At 71.5% G+C, this 18087-nt stretch carries 10 protein-coding genes and 2 pseudogenes; 5 read left to right on the forward strand and 7 right to left on the reverse strand.

The features are described from left to right. The first annotated feature begins 5 nt into the window (after positions 1-5). Positions 6-1112 carry an N-acetylglucosamine kinase gene (locus ACFYO2_RS12575; protein WP_388347700.1) on the forward strand — a complete coding sequence of 369 codons (1107 nt, stop codon included), beginning with the start codon at positions 6-8 and terminating at the stop codon, positions 1110-1112. Further along, positions 1109-3367, forward strand: a complete 2259-nt coding sequence (locus ACFYO2_RS12580) for a glycoside hydrolase family 3 N-terminal domain-containing protein (protein WP_388347702.1) — start codon at positions 1109-1111, stop codon at positions 3365-3367. The genes ACFYO2_RS12575 and ACFYO2_RS12580 overlap by 4 nt, the downstream gene beginning before the upstream one ends. Before the next feature lie 6 nt (positions 3368-3373). Here the strand turns inward: ACFYO2_RS12580 and ACFYO2_RS12585 are convergent, their stop codons facing one another. The 6 genes from ACFYO2_RS12585 to ACFYO2_RS12610 form a co-directional block, all read right to left on the reverse strand. Further along, the gene (locus ACFYO2_RS12585; protein WP_388347704.1) at positions 3374-4258 is read right to left on the reverse strand and encodes a carbohydrate ABC transporter permease; all 885 of its coding nucleotides are present in this window, start codon (positions 4256-4258) and stop codon (positions 3374-3376) included. Continuing rightward, complete coding sequence (locus ACFYO2_RS12590) at positions 4255-5274, reverse strand: carbohydrate ABC transporter permease (protein WP_388347706.1); 1020 nt, start codon at positions 5272-5274, stop codon at positions 4255-4257. The genes ACFYO2_RS12585 and ACFYO2_RS12590 overlap by 4 nt, the downstream gene beginning before the upstream one ends. A 2-nt stretch (positions 5275-5276) precedes the next feature. Beyond that, entirely contained in the window at positions 5277-6650 is a 1374-nt protein-coding gene (locus ACFYO2_RS12595) for an extracellular solute-binding protein (protein ID WP_388347708.1), read from the reverse strand. 176 nt (positions 6651-6826) lie between these two features. Next, a complete protein-coding gene (locus tag ACFYO2_RS12600) occupies positions 6827-7453 on the reverse strand; it encodes a peptidyl-prolyl cis-trans isomerase (protein WP_388347710.1) in 627 nt (208 codons plus the stop codon). Then, positions 7450-11688 carry an NEW3 domain-containing protein gene (locus tag ACFYO2_RS12605; protein WP_388347712.1) on the reverse strand — a complete coding sequence of 1413 codons (4239 nt, stop codon included), beginning with the start codon at positions 11686-11688 and terminating at the stop codon, positions 7450-7452. The genes ACFYO2_RS12600 and ACFYO2_RS12605 overlap by 4 nt, the downstream gene beginning before the upstream one ends. A gap of 113 nt (positions 11689-11801) precedes the next feature. Next, a complete protein-coding gene (locus ACFYO2_RS12610; RefSeq protein ID WP_388347714.1) occupies positions 11802-12686 on the reverse strand; it encodes a MurR/RpiR family transcriptional regulator in 885 nt (294 codons plus the stop codon). Positions 12687-12809: 123 nt separating this feature from the next. Here ACFYO2_RS12610 and ACFYO2_RS12615 point away from each other — a divergent pair, with 123 nt between their 5' ends. Then, entirely contained in the window at positions 12810-13574 is a 765-nt protein-coding gene (locus ACFYO2_RS12615) for a sugar isomerase domain-containing protein (RefSeq protein WP_388347716.1), read from the forward strand. 1 nt (position 13575) lies between these two features. Here ACFYO2_RS12615 and ACFYO2_RS12620 read toward each other — a convergent pair whose 3' ends face one another. Next, on the reverse strand, positions 13576-16641 hold the full coding sequence (locus ACFYO2_RS12620) for a beta-N-acetylglucosaminidase domain-containing protein (protein ID WP_388348583.1): 3066 nt from the start codon (positions 16639-16641) through the stop codon (positions 13576-13578). Positions 16642-16780: 139 nt separating this feature from the next. Here ACFYO2_RS12620 and ACFYO2_RS12625 point away from each other — a divergent pair. Beyond that, a pseudogene (locus ACFYO2_RS12625) lies at positions 16781-17086 on the forward strand (ATP-binding cassette domain-containing protein); the annotation flags it as partial. 134 nt (positions 17087-17220) lie between these two features. Continuing rightward, positions 17221-18087 (forward strand): annotated as a pseudogene (locus ACFYO2_RS12630) (Dyp-type peroxidase).

An 18087-nucleotide genomic window follows, 5' to 3' on the forward strand; every position in this document is an offset into this window, starting at 1 on the left:
CAGTGATGGGCAACGATTTGAACCAAAACTTCGGCGGCGAGCTCGTCGTCGGCCTCGACGCGGGCGGCACCCGTACCCGTGCGGTGCTCGCCGCCGCGGCGGACGGCCGCCCGCTGGGCGAGGGCGCCGCCGGGCCGGGCAACGCCATGACCGTCCCGCTGCCGCAGTTCACCGACCACCTCGCCGAGGCCGTCGCCGCGGCGGTGCCGCGGGAGGCGCGCGGCCGGGTCGTGTCCGTGACCGGTGGCTTCGCGGGCGCCACCGCGGCCTCCCCGGACGACCCAGGGCACGTCAACGCCCGGGCCGCCCTCAGCGCGGCCCTGCGGCGGCTCGGCATCCCGCCCGGCCCGGTCGGCATCTGCAGCGACATCGAGGCCGCCTTCGCCGCCGCGCCCGACACCCCGGCCGACGGCCTCGCCCTGGTGGCCGGCACCGGCGCGGTCGCGATGCGCATCACCGGCCGCCGGGGCACGGTCACCGTGGACGGCGACGGCTGGCTGCTCGGCGACGACGGCAGCGGCTTCTGGATCGGGCGCTCGGCGGTACGGGCCGCGCTGCGCATGGCGGACGGGCGGGGACCTGCGACGGCTCTGGCCTTGTCCGTGGGGCGGGCGCTGCGACTGCCGGGCGGCGTTCTGCCGCACGAGGGCGAGAGCGAGCGCGACCGGGGCGGCGAGAGTGAGCGCGGCGGCGAGAGCGAGCGCCGGAGCGAGAGCGAGCGCGAGGGCCGTGTTGAGCGCCAGGACGCCTGGAGTCGCCCCCGCCGCGAGGCCTACCGCATGCACCTGCTCCCGGCCGTCATGGCCGACCCCCCGATCCGGCTCGCCCGGCTGGCCCCGCTGGTGGCCGAGGCGGCGCGGGACAAGGACACGGTGGCCGGGGCGATCCTGGACGAGGCGGCCGACCAACTGACCGGGACCGTCAGGGCCTTGGAGCCCCGCCCCGGCGAGCCGCTCGTCGCCACCGGCGGTCTGCTCGGCCCCGACGGCCCGCTGACGCCCCTCCTGGCGCCTCGCCTCGCCGCCCTCGGTCTCACCCTCGACTGGGTGGCCGACGGCTGCCGGGGCGCCGTGGCCCTCGCCCGGCTCGCGCACGGCGGCGGCAGCCGATGAACGACATGGTCTACCGCGACCCGACCGCCCCCGTCGACGCCCGCGTCCGCGACCTGCTCCCCCGGATGACCCTGCGTGAGAAGGTCGGCCAGCTCAACCAGCGGATGTACGGCTGGGACGCCTACCGTCGCACCCCCGACGGCGGCTTCGAACTCACCGACGCCCTGCGCGCCGAGACCGACCGCTTCGCCGGACTCGGCGCCCTCTACGGGCTCCAGCGCGCCGACGCCTGGTCCGGCGTCGACCACACCAACGGGCCCGGTGCCGAGGACGGCGCCGCCCTCGCCGACCTGGTGCAGCGGCATGTCGTCGAGCGGAGCCGGCTCGGCATACCCGCGCTGTTCGTCGAGGAGGTGCCGCACGGCCACATGGCGCTCGACGGGACGGTCCTGCCGGTCAACCTGGCTGTCGGCGCCGCGTGGGACCCCCAGTTGTACGAGCACATCGCCGCTTGCACTGCCGCCGAACTGCGCGCCCGTGGCGGACATGTCGCCCTCGTCTCGGCTCTCGACATCGCCCGTGACCCGCGCTGGGGCCGTACCGAGGAGTGCTTCGGCGAGGACCCCTACCTGGCGGCCTGCCTCACCGACGCGCTGGTGCGCGGGATGCAGGGTGAGCGCTCCGAAGAAGGGCACTTCGCCGACGACCACGCCCCCGTGGTCCTCAAGCACTTCGCCGGTCAGGGCGCCACCGTCGGCGGACGCAACTCCGCCGAGTCCGAACTCGGCCCCCGCGAACTCCACGAGATCCACCTTCCCGCCGCCCGTGCCGGCATCCGCGCCGGAGCCGCCGCCGTCATGGCCGCGTACAACGAGGTCGACGGCATGCCCTGCTCCGGCAACCGGGCCCTGCTCACCGAACTCCTCAGAGAACGCTGGGGCTTCGACGGGCTCGTCATGGCGGACGGCCTGGCCGTGGACCGCCTGGCCCGCATCACCGGCGACAAGGTGACGGCGGGCGCGCTCGCCCTCGACGCCGGTGTCGATCTGAGCCTTTGGGACGAGGGCTTCGTGCACCTCGGGGAGGCCGTCGAGCGGGGACTGGTGGACGAGGAGGTCCTCGACGCGGCCGTCGCCCGCGTCCTGCGGCTCAAGTTCCAGCTGGGCTTGTTCGAACAGCACGGCCCGACGACGGCCGACTTCCCGGCCCACGGCAGGGAGGTGAGCACCACCCTCGCCCGCGCCGCCATCACCCTTCTCCGCAACGAGGGGAGTGTCCTCCCGGTCCCCGCGACCGTGTCCAGGATCGCCGTCATCGGCCCCCAATCGGCCACCCCCGCCCACCAGTCGGGCGACTACACGGCCCCCCAGCGGGCGGGCACGAGTGTCCTCGACGGACTACGGCACCTCGCCCCGCCCGGCGTCGACATCCGGCACGCCCCGGGCTGCGCGCTCACCGGGGACGACCTCTCCGGCATCCCCGAGGCGGTCGCCGCGGCCGCCGCCTGCGACCTGGCCGTGCTGGTGCTGGGCGGCAGCAGTGCCCGTACGTCCGGTACCGAGTTCGACGCCAACGGGGCGGCGCTCAACGCCGTTTCGGAGATGACCTGCGGTGAAGGTGCCGACCTGGCGGGGGTGCGGCTGGGGGAGGCGCAGTACGCCTTGCTGGACGCCGTCGCCGCGACGGGCACGCCGACGGCGGTCGTGCTGATCCAGGGCCGCCCGCATGTCGTACCCGAGTCCGCAGACCGTGCGGCCGCCCTGCTCACCGCCTGGTATCCGGGCCCGTGGGGCGGCGAGGCCATCGCCGAGGTCCTCCTGGGGCACCGGGAACCGACTGGTCGCCTGCCCGTCTCCGTCCCGCGCTCGGCGGCCCAACTCCCCGTGTACTACAACCACAAGGACACCGAGTACGGCTCGTACGTGGACGAGAGCGCCGAGCCGCGCTACTCCTTCGGGCACGGGCTGTCGTACACGAGCTTCACGTACGGCCCGCCGCGCCTGTCCCGGAACATCGTCACGGTCGACGTCACCAACACCGGTGCGCGGTACGGCCGTACGGTCGCCCAGCTCTACATCCGCCGCCTGCGCACCTCCGTCTGGCCGCGCACCCTCGAACTGCGGGGCTTCCAGCACGTCGGCCTGAAGCCGGGCGAGTCCCGTACGGTCGGCTTCCACATCGGCACCCGCCAACTGGAGCAGGTGGGCGCGGACCTGGAGACCGCGGTGCGGCCCGGAACGCTGGAGATCCGGATCGCCGAGTCGTCCCGGGCCGCGCTGACCGCAGTACCCGTCGTCGTGGACATCAGGCACTGATCGGCGTCAGAGCTTCACGGCCCCCGACGACACGCCCTTGTAGAACCACCGCTGCGTGATGACGAACAGCACCAGCACCGGGATCACGGAGATCACCGACCCGGCCATGACCATCCGCTGGTCGTAGCCGAACGACGAGCTCTGCAGCCGCGACAGACCCAGCGTCAGGGTCATGTTGCTCTCCGAGCGCAGCACGATCAGCGGCCAGAGGAAGTCGTCCCAGGCGCTGATGAAGGTGTTGATGACGACCACCAGGATCGCGCCCCACGCGGACGGCAGATACAGGTACCGGAAGCGCTGCCACTCGTTCGCGCCGTCGAGCATGGCCGAGTCCTCGATCTCGCGCGGCACCGCGAGGAACGCGCCGCGCATCAGCAGGACGTTGATGGCGCCGACGAACCCGGGCAGCCACACGCCCGCCAGGTTGTCGACCAGGCCCAGGTCGCGGATGCTCAGGAACAGCGACACCATGATCGACTCGAAGGGGAACATCATGGAGGCGACCAGCACGACCCAGACCCCCCTGCGGCCCTTCCAGGCGGGCTTGGAGAGCATGTAGCCGGCCGTGGTGGAGAACACCAGCTGGCTGCTGACCGACAGGGCGACCACGATCAGGCTGTTCCTGATGTACGTGGCCACCGGCACCTGCTCGAAGACCGTCCGGTAGGCCCGCAGGGTCGGGTGCTCCGGCAGCAGGGAGGCGTTCGCGCCGAAGACGTCCTCGCCGGTGCTCTTCAGCGAGGCCAGCAACTGCCAGAGCAACGGCCCGACGGTGAGGCCGAGCACCAGGAACAGCAGCAGGTAGCGGACTACCAGCTCCCGGGGGCGGCCGTAGTCCCGCCAGCGCGGCATGAGGCGCCGGCGCTTGGCCGAAACAGCGGTCGTCGTCATGCCTCGTCCTCCTTCGTCAGGCGCTGCGCCAGCAGGGTCAGCCCCAGCGTCAGCAGGAACAGGGCCACACTGACGGCCGAGCCGTAACCGGCGTTGCCGGTGATCGGGTCCAGGCCGACGTCCCGGATGTAGAAGGGCAGGGTCCGGTCGGCGCCGCCGGGGCCGCCGGTGGAGCTGCCGAGCATGAAGATCTCCGTGAACACCCGCAGCGAGCCGATGCCGGTCAGCGTGCCGACGAGCATCATGGCCTGCCGTACGCCCGGAATGGTGATGTGCCAGAAGCGGCGGATCGCGCCGGCGCCGTCCATGGCCGCCGCCTCGTGCAGTTCCTTCGGTACGTTCCCGAGCGCGGCCAGGTAGAAGACCATGTACCAGCCGAGGCCCTTCCACAGCGTCAGGCCCATCGCGGACAGCAGGATCAGCCACGGGTCGGACAGGAACGGGATGGCGTCCCTGATCACATGGGACTTCTCCAGCCAGGTGTTGACCAGCCCGTCGTCGGCCAGCAGCCACTGCCAGCTCAGACCCACGACCACGCTGGAGGCGAGGACGGGGGTGTAGAAGGCGGAGCGGAAGAAGCCGATGCCCGGCAGGTTCTTCTCCACCAGAACGGCCAGCATCAGGGGCAGCAGCACCATCAGCGGTACGACGATCAGCGCGTACAGGATGCTGTTGCGGGTCGCCAGCCAGAAGTCGGAGTCGTCCAGCATCCGCGTGTAGTTGTCGAGCCCGACGTAACTCGCGGCGCCGCCCAGCGGCTTGGCGTTGGTGAACGACAGCAGCAGGGTGTTGAGGAACGGAAACACCCCGAAAACCACCGCACAGACGATCGCGGGCGCGGTCCACAGCCAGGGCAGCCACCAACGTCGGTACATCGCCGCCCCGTTGGCGCCCGCGGCGGGGCCGGGCAGCACGGCCCGGGAGAGCCGGCGGAGGCGGGACGGGGCCGCGCCCGGCGCGGAGGCTGTGCGCTCCGCACCGGGCACGGACACCGGCTTCGTGATCTGTACCGTCACCGTCAGCCTGCCTGCTTCAGCAGCTCGTTGGCCTTCTCCTGGGCGTCCTTCACGGCGTCCGCCGCGCTCTTCTTGCCCTGCATGGCCAGCTGCACCTGGGACACCATGGCGTTCTGCACGGCCGGGGAGAGGTTGGTCTGGTTGGTGTCGGCCGTCTTGAGCTGGTCGGCGACGAGCTTGCGGGCCTGGGAGAACGGATCGTCGCCGGTGACGTTCTGGAAGAACGGGTCGTTCAGCGACTGGGTGGTGGTCGGGAAGATCACCACGTTCGGGTCCTTGCACCAGGCCGTCTGGTTCTCGGCGTTGGTGAGGAACTCCGCGAACGACAGCGCCGCGGGCGCGTTCTTGCTGGTCGCGGCGACCGAGATGAACTGCGGGGCACCGGCGGAGGCGCGGCCGAGCGCGTCGTAGGGCTGCTGGCCGACAGCTGTCCTGTCGTAGACCGACGGGCTGTTCTGCTTCACGAACCGCACGAAGCTCGGGTTCGTCGAACCGTAGGCCACCTTGCCCTGGCTGTAAGGCGTGGACGGGTCGTTGCTGGAGGACAGCGAGTCCTTCGGCATCGCGCCCTCCTTGTAGAGCTTCGCCATCCACTCGACCCACTGGGTGGTGCGCGGGTCGTCGGCGAAGACGGCGGACTTGCCGTCGGTGGAGAGGATCTTGATGCCCATCTGGTCGAAGTCGGCCGGGATGCGCCAGATCGGGTTGGCCATCGTGGCGTAGAACTTGCCGTCGGACGCCTTGGCGATCTTCTCGTAGTCGGCGAACAGCCCGAATATCGTCGTCGGCGGCTTCGCCGGGTCGATGCCGGCCTTCTTCAGCAGGTCGGTGTTGTACGTCAGGAGGACACCGCCGGTGTACCAGGGCAGCGTCGTGTGGATGGACTTGCCGGTGGCGTCCTTGAAGGTGCTGGACTTCCAGAACGCCGGGACGAAGGGCTTGGACGCGTCCGGATCCTTGGTGCCGACGTCGAGCAGGTAGCCGGCCTTGGTGAGGGCCGTCGCCGTGGGCGCGTTGATGTTGATGACGTCCGCCAGTGTGCAGGCCTGGGCGTCGGCGACCGTGCGGCTGGTGAAGGTGTTGTCGCCGGGGTCGTCGATCCACTTGACCTTGGCGCCGGGGTGGGCCTTCTCGAAGTCGGCGATCACTCCGTTGAAGAAGCCCCCGAAGTCTTTCTTCAGGTTCGTCGTCTGGAAGGTGATCTTTCCCTTGATGTCGCCGGAGAGCTTTCCGGACCCGACGTTTCCCTTGTCGACCTTGCAGCCGCCCGCGCTGGCGTCCCCGCTGTCGGAGCCGCCGGACAGGCCGCAGCCGGCGGCGGTCAGCGACAGAACGGCGATACAGGTCAGGGTGCGGGTCAGTCTTCTTGCGCGCATGCGATGGGCCCTCCTGCGACCGGGCGAGTCAGGATGTGCTGGCTGGTTCAATCAACCAACTTTGACTCCGATTGATGAAAAGGTGGACCAGAATTCATCGGAGGTCAATGGTTTTCCATGTTGCTTTTAGGTTCCGTCTGCGATCGAGTCGCTGATCAGGACGGCGCGAAGCCGCCTCAGTGCCGGTGTTCGTGATCCGGATGCGACGGATCGCCCGGATGCTCGTACCCGTGCGCGTACACCACGCCCGCCCGAGCCTGGTCCAGCCAGTCGAAGAACGCCCGCCGGCCCGCCGCCCGCCGCAGCTCCCGCCCGATGCCCGCGCGGACGTCCTCGTACGGCAGGAAGTCCTCGCGGGCCGCCCCGCCGAAGGGGTCGGCCCCGCGTCTTAGCGCCTCCGGGGTGAGGAAGCGGTCCCGGTTGCGCTCGTAGTAGTCCCGTACGGCCGCCTCGGGGACGTCCTGCTCGTGCTCGAGGCGGTCGAGCAGGACCCGCGCCGCCGGGGAGTGGGCGAGCGCCGCCGCGACGATGCTGCCGAGGTCGGCCACGTCGCTCCCGGCCACCGCGAGCACCTGCGCCGGGGACAGCTCCGCCGGTGGTTTCAGCCCCCGGTCCGCGCAGGCCCGGTGGGCGAGTTCGTCGGTCACGACCACCTGGGTCGCCCAGCGCCTGCGCTGCCGTTCGGCCCGGGCGAGGGACTCGGGCCTGGTCTCTCGGTCGCGTGGCGGAACGGCCCGCAGCAGGGCCTCCACCCGCTCCTTCGCGACCCCCTCGCCGTCCACCACGGCCGCATGCCCGGTCATGGGGTCACCTCCAGCTCGACCGCCTCCGTATAGGCGACGCACCCGTGCCAGGCGACCTTCGCCATCAGCCAGTACGACCCCGGCGGCACCGCCGAGCCGTCCACCTCGATCACACACTCCCGCTGCTCCCCGCCGCCCACGGTGAACCCCTGGAGGCCCGGCCCGACCCCCGGCCAGGTACCCCAGGACGACACGGCCCACAGCTGGCCGCTCACCGGCCCGAGGGTGGTGTTGCGCAGGGTCACCGGAACCCGGACCCGCTCGTCCCGGCGCACGGTGATCCGGTCGACTGCCAGCCCGGACACCAGACTCGGCCCGGACTGCCCGCCCGGCACGTCCAGCGCGACGACGTCCTCGTACGTCTGCCCCCCGTACGACAGCCGGGCCGCCAGCCAGTGCCTCCCGGGCCCGGCGTCGGCCGGAGGTGTCACCGTGACCTCGGCGAGGGTGAACCCGCCGGGGCTCAGCGCGTACGGCAGTTCGGCGGGCTCGGCCGACCAGCCGGCCGGCACCTCGAAGGCCACCGTGCCCTTCGCGGGCGCGTCGGTCAGCTCCGAGGCGACCCGCACGGTGGCGGTCACGGGACCGGAGGCGGTGAGCGCGGTGGGCGATACGTACACCGCCACCGGCAGGTTGCCACGCGGGGCGGGACCGGAGTTGTGCAGCCAGTAGCGGGTGTGGACCGGCTGGGCGGGCTCGTGGGCGGCGACACCGGGACCGGGCTCCGGCCGGCCGGCCGCTGTCGGCGTGGCGAGGACGGTGGCCACCTCGAAGCCCGTCAGACCGACGTCGAGGCCCCCTTCCCGGTCCGGCGCCAGCCGTTCCCCGGGCCTCTCCAGTACGTCCGAACGGGTGCCCTGCGCCCACTGCGAGGGCCCGTGCACGCGCGCCCGCACCGGCCGCCCGTTCACCTCGTGCATCCGTACGACGATCCCGCGCCCCGGGTCGGCGGGCGCCACGCTGCCCCGGGCCAGCGGGGAGCCGAGGGGCTTGAGGGCGTCGAGAATGACCTCGCGGGCGGGCTCCAGCGTGAGCAGGGAGCCGCTCCTGGGCAGGGTCCCGGACCCGCCCTCGGCGCGCAGCCGCGCGGTGAGCGGACGGTTGAACTCGTGCCCGCGCGCGGGCAGTCGCAGCTCCCGCCAGTCACCCTCGCCCGCCACGACGGCGTACTCGAAGGTGTGCGACCAGCGCTGGAGCTGGAAGGCGGACCCGTCGGGCGCCGTGCGGCGCGGCGGGTCGACCCAGATGCCGGAGGGCCAGCCGGTGCAGGAGCGCATCAGGGACATGTAGAGGTCGCCGGAGGCGGTGACCACGCAGCCGGGCGTGCCCCGGTTGAGGACGGCGAAGCCGCGCCCGTCCCAGGCGTCGCCCGGCGGCAGCGCCTCGCCGCCGCCGGCCGCGGTGGCCGTGACGCTGAAGTCGTCCAGGTCGGCGATCAGCGCGTCGACCGCCTTGGCGTCGTCCTCGGGCCTGGCCCCCGCCACCACGAGCAGCGGCAGCCGCTCCAGGTCGCGCAGGTCGGCACCGGGCACCCACTCCTCGCGCAGCCCGGCGCGCGGCGCGACCCACACGGCCGCCCTGCCCCGCTCGGCCAGTTGCCGGGCGAGTTCCCGCCCGGCGGCCGGGTCCCAGCCCAGCGCCTCGGCGACCACGGAGTTGCGGTCGGGGCCGCCGACGGCGATGCGGATGTCGGGCAGGTTGGAGTCGACCTCCAGGTCGCCGTAGCGGGGACCGCCGGCGATGGTCGAGGTGGCGGTCACGCCCGCGCGGACCAGGGCCGCCGCGAGCGGCGCGCCGAGTTCACCGGCGGTGTCCCAGTCGGCGTACACCAGCTCGGCGACCCCGATCGCACGGTGGCCGACGAGTTCACCGGAGTCGTCCCGCACCGCGACCCGCGCGGTGGACCCCAGCCCGAACCAGGTGTTGGCCGGGTTGTCCAGCGTCCACGGGAACCGCTCGCTGTCCACCTCCACGAACCCGAACCCGCGCCCGATGACGGCGTCCGCCACCTCGTGCACCGGCAGCCCGCCCCGCACGTCGGACGGCCAGCGCACCCGGATCAGCCGGTCGGCGCCGTCGTAGCCGTCGACGGTCGTGGCGACGTCGAGCCGGTCGACGGCCGCCCACAGGGTCAGCCGCTGGGTGTACCGGAACAGTCCGAGGTCGGCGCGGACGGTGATGCGCGACCCGGCGGGGGAGTGCTCGACATCGATGTCGGCGGTGACGTCCCGGCCGCGGGCGGCGGTGGTACCGGTCGGCGTGAGGTGCCAGGGCCCCTCGCCGAAGCGCGGGTGCCTCGGGTACTCCTCCTGTACGACGAGCTCGTTGCCGATGTCGCCGGGGCGCAGCAGCTCCCGGCCGCCGTCCCCGTCCCCGGCGAGCGCGCGCAGGCTGCTGACGCCGCCGCCGCGGGCGGGGTCGACCGTCACCTCGTAGAACTCGTTGCGGATGGTCAGGCCCTCGCCGCGGGTCCACCCGGGTGTGGAGCCCGCCGAGAGGGGGAGCGCCTTGAGGCCCATGCCGGGCACCTTGGGTACGACGACCCGGAGACGGCCGTCCTCCTCGCGTACGGCGGGCAGGGGCCGGAAGTCCTCGCCCAGGGGCACCAGGCCCGGATCGTCGACGGTCAGCACGTCCCGCCGTTCCCAGGTCGCGGAGTTGAAGACCACCAGGTCGGGGCCGGTGCCCGGGGCGACCTGGTCGGCCAGGGCCTGGGTCGCGTCGGCGTGCACGGTCTCGGCGAGGTCGTACAGCTCCCGCCAGCCGGTGAGCAGGTCGATGTACACCTGGTCGGACTCGGAGCCGGTGATGGCGTCGTGATGGGCGCCGTAGACCAACTGCCGCCAGGCCTTGTCGAGCGCCGCGTCCGGATAGGCGTGCCCGCCGACCAACGAGGCCAGCGTCGCCCAGGCCTCGGCGTCGGCGAGGAGCGCCTCGCCGTACCGCTGGGCCTGCTTGGTGTCGATGTAGGAGACGTCCTTGCCGGTGTAGACCGGGTTCATGTCCCGGGTCTGCGGCGACGCCCTGCGCCCTTCCGCCTCCAGTTCCGCGCGCACGGCGGCGAAGAAGTCCCGCGGGATGGCGCTGACGAACCGCGGCCACACGTACCGGGCGTTCCAGTCCCGGTGGATGCCCATCACCCAGCGGCACGGCGGCGCGTAGTCCCCGCCGACCGGGAGCAGCACGTTGCGGGTGAGCGCGACCTTCTTGAGCCCCCTGAACAGCTTGAGCGCGGCCGCCTCCGCCTCGGGCAGGGTCGGCGCGTTGTCGATCGCCCAGCCGGCGCCGTAGTGATTGACCATGTACGCCGTCAGCAGTCCGCGTCCCGAGGGCGCGATCCAGCTGAACTCGGCCGGGAACTGCATCCGCCGCGGGTCCCGGGGCTCCTCCCCGAACACCGACAGCGTCGGCCCCCACTGGTGGAACGGTCCGCGCGCCCACGAACTCGACGTGACGCCCGCGTCCGCCATCAGCCCGGGGAACTGCGGATCGTGCCCGAACGCGTCCAGCTGCCAGGCGGTCTCCGGGGACGCCCCGATGATCCCGCGCTGGAACCCGTCGCCGTACAGGGCGTTGCGTACGGTCGCCTCGGCGCCGGTCAGGTTGGTGTTGGGCTCGTTGTAGGTGCCGCCCATGATCTCGACGCGGCCGGTGCGGATCAGCTCGCGCAGGAAGGCCCGCTCCTCCGGGAAGGCGTCCCAGTACGGCTTGAGGTAGTCGACCTCCGCGAGCACGAAGGTGTACGCCGGATCGCGCCGCGCCAGATCGCAGTGCGCCCGCACCAGGCTCATCCCGGACTGGCCGCGGGAGTCGAAGGTACGGGCGGGCAGACCGGTGGTGGCCGGGTCGTCGGCGACGTCCCAGGTCTCGGTGTAGGCGGCCTGGGTGTTCCACCAGACGGGGTCGTAGTGGAAGTGGCTGACCATGAACATGGTCCAGCCGGGCTCGGCCGCCGTGAACTCACCGGTGTGCTGGGTGAGTCGGTCGCCGTCGGCGGCGGTGACGGTGATCTCGCGGCGCTCACCGACGGCCAGATCGGTGCGCACGGGTATCTCGGCGCGCACGGTGCCGTCCTCGGCCGTCTCCACGACGGCCACTCCGGTGATCCCGGGGCCCTCGACGCTGAGGCGGACGGTCCGTCCGGGGGTGTGGCTCAGCTCGACGGCCACCACCTGGCGCGGCTGCTCGGTGGTTCCGACGAAGAGCTCGGTCGACTCGACACGGGACACGCGCATGGGGCTCCTACGAGGATGCTCGGGGGAGCCCCATCGTGGCACCGTGGGAGTGATTCAAACAACCATCTTCAGGTTTTCATGGTGGCTCAATCATGCAAGGTCTTCAGGAGAAGTCAGCGGGCCCGTCGGTTCTTCACCGCGTGCTGCCCGGCGATGTGGTCGGTCAGCGCCAGGGACGCGCTCGCGCGCTGGTAGGAGAGCTGGGCGACCCGGACGTACAGGCAGTCGATGAGGACCAGCGTGGAGTGGCGAGCGCCGATGCTGCCGGTGCGGAAGCTGGTCTCCGAGGAGGAGGGGATGAGCCGGATGTCGGCGGCCCGGGCGAGCGGCGAGCGCGGGTCGGTGGTGATTGCCACGGTGGTGGCACCGCGCTCCTTGGCCAGCTCGAACGGCTCGATGGTCTCCCGGGTGGACCCGGAATGCGAGATGCCGATGGCGACGTCCGCCGGGGTCAGCAGGGCGGCGGAGGTGGTCGCGGCGTGCACCTCGGTCCAGCCGCGCACCGAGCAGCCGATGCGGAACAGCCGGGTCTCGGTCTCCTGTGCCACCGCGCCGCTGCCGCCGACGCCGTACACGTCGATGCGACGGGCCTTGGCCGTGGCCTGCGCCGCGCGCTCGATCGCGTCGAGATCGATCCGGTCGATGGTCTGCTGGACCGCGCGCAGATCCGCGGTGCCGACGACCTGGACGACCCGTTCCAGATCGTCGTCCGGGGAGATGTCGGGGCCGATCTCGGCCGTGCCCCAGTCGGAGGCCTCGCCCCGGCCGCGCTCCTGGGCCAGCTCTATCAGCAGGTGCTGGTAGGACTCAAGGCCGATGGCGCGGCAGAACCGGGTCACCGTCGCCTGGGAGGTCCCGGTGCGGCGGCCCAGCTCGGCGGCCGAGCAGTGGGTGACGGCGGCCGGATCCTCCAGGATCAGCTCGCCGACCTTCCGCAGGGATCCCGCCAGCCGGGGGAGCTCGGTGCGGATCAGTGTGGTGACGTCCGTGGAGGGCATGGGAAGAATGTATCAGCCACCGTTCAGTGGGCGGATTGAATACCAGGACCGCCCTATGGTTTATTGATTCATCTCTGGAGATGTATAAGGTGGTTCAATCCATCAGCTAGTGGGGAGTGTCGCGTGTCCGTCGAGAACGTCAGCGCCGAGGGGTTCGCGCGCGAGAGCCTGGCCGTCCTCCAGCGCATCACCGAGTCCGCCCGCCAGGACGTGGCCCGCGCCGCCGAACTCATCGCGCGATGCGTCCGCTCCGACGGCGTCATCCAGGCCTTCGGCACCGGCCACTCCCAGGCGATCGTCCTCGAACTCGCCGGCCGCGCAGGCGGGTTGGTGCCCACCAACCGGCTCAGCATCGCCGACCTCGTCCTCCATGGCGGCGACGACCCGAGCGTCCTCGACGACCCGCTCCTGGAACGCCGGGCAGGCGTGGCCGCGCGCCTCTACGACCTTGCCGCCCCGCACCGCGAGGACCTCTTCGTCATCATCTCCAACTCCGGCGTCAACAGCGTCATCGTCGAGATGGCCCTGCACGCCAAGGAGCACGGTCACCGGGTCCTGGCCATCACCTCCCTCACCCACACCCGGGCCGTGCCCGCCGCCCATCCCAGCGGCAAGAAGCTCGCCGACCTCGCCGACGTCGTCCTCGACAACGCGGCCCCGCGCGGCGACGCCCTCCTCGAACTCCCCGGCGGCGGCGCCGTGTGCGCCCTGTCCACCCTCACCGGCGTGATGCTGGTGCAGATGGCGGTCGCGGAAGCCTCCGCCCAGCTGCTCGCCGCCGGTCAGCGGCCGCCGGTGTACGTCTCGGCCAACGTCCCCGGCGGCTTCGAGGGCAACCTCGAGCTGGAGAAGCGGTACGCCGGACGGATCCGGCGTACCGCCAGCTGAACTACTCCACGGGTACGGGCGTCAGCGCGACGGCCAGCGGATATGCGCCGGTCGTCAGGGCCGCACCGGTGGAACCCGACGCCGTGTCGACCGGCACCAGGTTGTTTCCGTCGGCCGTGGTCACGTACGCCGTGCCGCCGTTCCAGTCCAGGGCGACGTCGAAGGCCGACCTTCCGACCGTCACCGGGGTGCCGGGGGCTCCCGTGACCGTGTCGACGGGGGTGACGCTGTCGCCGTTGCTGGGGCTGACCCACAGGGTCCGGCCGTCCGGGGACAGGGCGAGACCGTAGGCCTGGCCGGAGACCAGGAAGGTCGGCTCGGTGTCCTGGGTGGCGGTGTCGATCGGGGTGACGGTGGAGCCGCCGGAGTCGGAGACGTAGACCGTCTTTCCGTCGGGCGCGGCCACGACGTTGAAGGGGCTCGGGCCGACGGGGACGGCGGTTTCGGCCTTTCCGGTGGTGAGGTCGATGGGGGTGACGGTGTTGTCGTGGATGTTCGCCACGTAGAGGGTCCGGCCGTCGGGTGTGACCGCCATGTTCTCCGGTCCGGAGCCGACCGGGACGGGGGTACCCGCCGTCAGCGTGGTCGTGTCGACGGGCTGGACGGTGCCGTCCGTGTAGTTGGCGACCCAGAGCGTGCCGCCGTCAGGCGTGAGCGCGAGACCGGCGGGGACGCGTCCGACGGCGACCGTGGCGGTGACGCTGTCGCCGGCCACGTCGATCACGCTGACCGTGTTCGAGCCCTGGTTGGCGGCGTAGGCGGTGCGCCCGTCGGCGCTGACGACCACCTCGCCGGGGTTGTTGCCGACGGCGACGGCGGTGCTCCTGCCGGTCGAGAGGTCGATCGAACTGACCGACGCGCCGCTGAAGTTGGCGGTCAGGGCTTTGAGTGGGCCTGTGCTGTCCGTGACTTGGACCGGTATCGCACGGTCGAGGATGCCGTCGCCCGACACGACGAGGGAGTGGACGCCGGGCTCCTCCGCGGTCAGTGTGACGGTGGCCGAGGCGCTGCCCCCGGCCGGGACGGTCACGGTGCCCTCGGCGGGCGAGGCGGTGACGCCGTCGGGGGCGTCGAGCTTCCAGGTGACGGTCTTCGCGGCCGTGGACCGCTCGTCGGACAGGGCGACGGTGACTGTGGTGGAGGCGCCGGGCTTCAGGCTCACGGAGGCGGGCGTGAAGGAAGCGTCCACACCGGGGTCGGGCGCGTTCTCCAGCATCGTCGTATAGAGGAACTGGTCCATCACACCCGGTGAGACCTGCTGGGGAATGGCGTCCAGATCCTTGCGCTCGCTCCTGAGCCGGTTCCAGTACGTGGCGACGGCGTCCGTGTCGCCGCGCTTGTTGGCGAGGAGGAGGTCTACGGCCGTCTGCCCCGCGGTGCCGTAGCGGCCGAGCTTGTCGAGCCAGGCAGAGGTCTCGTCGAGGAACCCGGGGTTGTCGAGGCGGGAGCGCAGTTCGGGGGGCGTGGCGGCCATGTCGGCGAAGTAGGCATGGAGTGCGGCGGCCGCTCGGTCGAGGCCGCTGTCCTGCTCGTAGGCGGTCCGGAAGTCGGCGATGAGCCGGGTGAGGGTGGGGGATTCGATCGGGTCGAGCTGGGAGGAGTAGTTGTTCTCGGCGAAGATGCGCAGCCACTTGGAGGCGCCGGTGTCGGTGCCCGTTCCGGCTCCCGCCAGGTCGTTGACGGAGGCGAGGAAGGCTGCCCGTGGGTCGTAGGTGTGCGGGTTCCACAGATAGGCGGCCGAGGTGAAGAGCGCGATGCGGCTCGCCTCCCCCTGGACCATCGGGTTGGCGGTGACACCGGTCGCGGCGCTCGCGACACCGGGTTCGCGGCCCGTGTAGGGGCCGAGCAGCAGACGGCTGGTGACGTAGTCGTTCACTGGGTAGTTGTCCCAGACCAGGATCGGATGGCCGTACACCTCACGCGCCTGGGCGACCTGCTCGGCGGTGATGGTCGGCGCGATCACACCGACGCCGGTCCACTCCACGACCACGGACGGGTCCAACCGCTCGCGCAACGCCTTCTTGTACGGGGAGTCGGCGAGGTCGGAGTACTCGGTGGGGACCATCTCCAGGGGCTGCAGGTCAAAGGGGTGGGCCTCGGTGAATTTCTTCCAGACCGCGTTGAGCAGATGGGCCTGCGCGGCACCGGCCGCACCGCCCCCGGTGCCGAACTCCTTCTCGTCCTCGGCGCAGTTCCACTTGGTGTAGCTGATGTCGTCCAGCGGGATCGCGAAGGAGCGGACCCCAATTGCGTACAGCGAGTCAAACTTGGTGGTGAGGGCTTTCACGTCGGCGTCGGAGGAGTAGCAGACCGACAGTCCCGGCGAGAGGGCGTAGGTGAAGCGGACGTGATCGGCGGCGGCCCGGTCGGCCAGCTCTTCGAGCCGGTCCAGTTCTGCGGCGGGGTAGGCGTCGCGCCAGCGGGCCCGCAAGTAGGCGTCGTCCTTGGGGGAGTAGACGTAGACGTTCTGCTTCGTACGCCCGTAGAAGTCGAGTTGGGCGAGCCGCTCGGCGTGCGTCCAGGGAGCGCCGTAGAAGCCCTCGATGACTCCGCGGAGGGCGGCGGTCGGCCAGTCGCGGATGGTGACTTCCGGCAACACACGGCTTCGGGTGACCAGTTGGCGCAGGGTCTGGGCCGCGTAGAAGGTGCCGGCGGTGTCGACGCCGGAAAGGGCGACGAGGGACTGGCCGTGGCGGCGGCCGGATGCGAGGACGTAACCGCCGGAGGCGAGGCCGTCGGGGGATGCGGCACCCAGTTGCTTCAGTGCTGTTCCGGTGGCGCTGTTCTCGGCCGGGCCGCCGAGGTAGACGGTGAGCCCGGCCGCGGGAGGGCTGTCGCCGGCGTTGACGGTGGTGATCCTGTCGGCTCCGGCGGCGCGCAGGACGGCCTCTACGACCCGGCGGGCCGATGGGTCGGTGCCGGGGCCGACGACTTCCACGACCCGGTCGGGGACGGTGAGTCGGTGAGGGCCCGTATGCATGCTCTGGGGAGTCGGCCAGACCTGCGGTACGGCTGGGCGGGGCGCTGCCGATGCCTGACCGGTGGGGGCGGCGAGTCCGACGGCCATCAGCAGGGCGGCGGCCGTGCGTCTGACTCGGGCGGGTGGGGGCACGAGTTCTCCTCGGAAGCCGTGGGTGAATGTAGCCACCAATTGATGCTAGAGATGCTGAATTGAACATTCAATGGGCCGGTGGAAGGGAATGAGGGCGTCGGCCACCCTGGGCCGTCTCGGTCTCCCCGACGCCCTCGCCCACCGCCTGCCCGGCGAGCTCTCCGGCGGCGAACTCCAGCGCGCCGCCCTCGCCCGCGCCCTGCTGGCCCGGCCCAGGTTTCTGGTCCGCGACGAGATCACCTCCGGCCTGGACACGATCACCCGGCGCGCTCTCCTCGATCTCCTCGCCGGTCTGGTGGGCGACCGCGGCGGCCTGTCCCTCGTCCTCGTCACCCACGACCTGGACAGCGCGCGTTCTCCAGGGGTTTGGCATGTTGCGGTGGCGAAACGCTCAGGTTGATGTAGCTCAGCACCGGTGTGCTTGAGTTGATCCATCGCAACAGGTGTGGCGCTATCGCTGGATCAGGTGAGTGGCTAGGCTCTCGGTTCTCCCGAGGCGACCTCAACCGGCCCCAGTTCGTTGAACCTCGGCCGATGGATCTGGTCGAACAACTCCTGCTTGGACGCGAAGGCGCCGTACGCGACCTGCTGTCCGGGCTGGCGGGCCTGGTGCGGGCCGTCGGCTTCTCCAGCCCCGACGGCGGTCTGGGCTGTGTCGCCGGGGTGGGGTCGACGGCGTGGGACCGCCTCTTCGACGGCCTGCCGCGGCCCGCGTGGCTGCATCCCTTCCGCGAGCTGACGGGCCCCCGGCACCACGCGGTGTCCACCCCCGGCGACCTGCTGCTGCACATCCGCGCCGCCCGCCCGGACCTGTGCTTCGCCCTCGCGACCGAGGCCATGCGCCGGCTGCGCGGCGCGGTGACCCTCCAGGACGAGGTCCAGGCCTTCTCCTACTTCGACGCGCGCAACCTCCTGGGATTCGTCGACGGCACCGAGAACCCGGTCGGCCAGGCGGCGGCGGATGCGGCACTGGTCGGCGAGGAAGATCCCGGCTTTCGTGGCGGGGCGTACGCGATCGTGCAGTAGTACCTGCACGACGTGGACGCCTGGGAGGCGCTGGCCGTCGAGGCCCAGGAGAAGGTGATCGGCCGCACCAAGCTGACCAACATCGAGCTGGACGTGCCCGGCTCGCACGTCGACGTCAACACCGTCACCGGTCCGGACGGCACCGAACAGCGCATCCTGCGCGGCGCGATGCCCTTCGGGCGGCCCGGACACGGCGAGTTCGGCACTTACTTCATCGCGTACGCCCGCACGCCCGAGATTCCCGAGACCCTGCTGCGCAGGATGTTCCTCGGCACCACGGCCGGCGGCCCCGACCCGCTCCTCGACTACTCCCGGGCCGTCACCGGAACCCTCTTCTTCTGCCCCTCGGCCGAGTTCCTCGAGAGCCTGGGCTGA

It is taken from the genome of Streptomyces sp. NPDC006602, assembly GCF_042870385.1.
Lineage (GTDB): Bacteria > Actinomycetota > Actinomycetes > Streptomycetales > Streptomycetaceae > Streptomyces.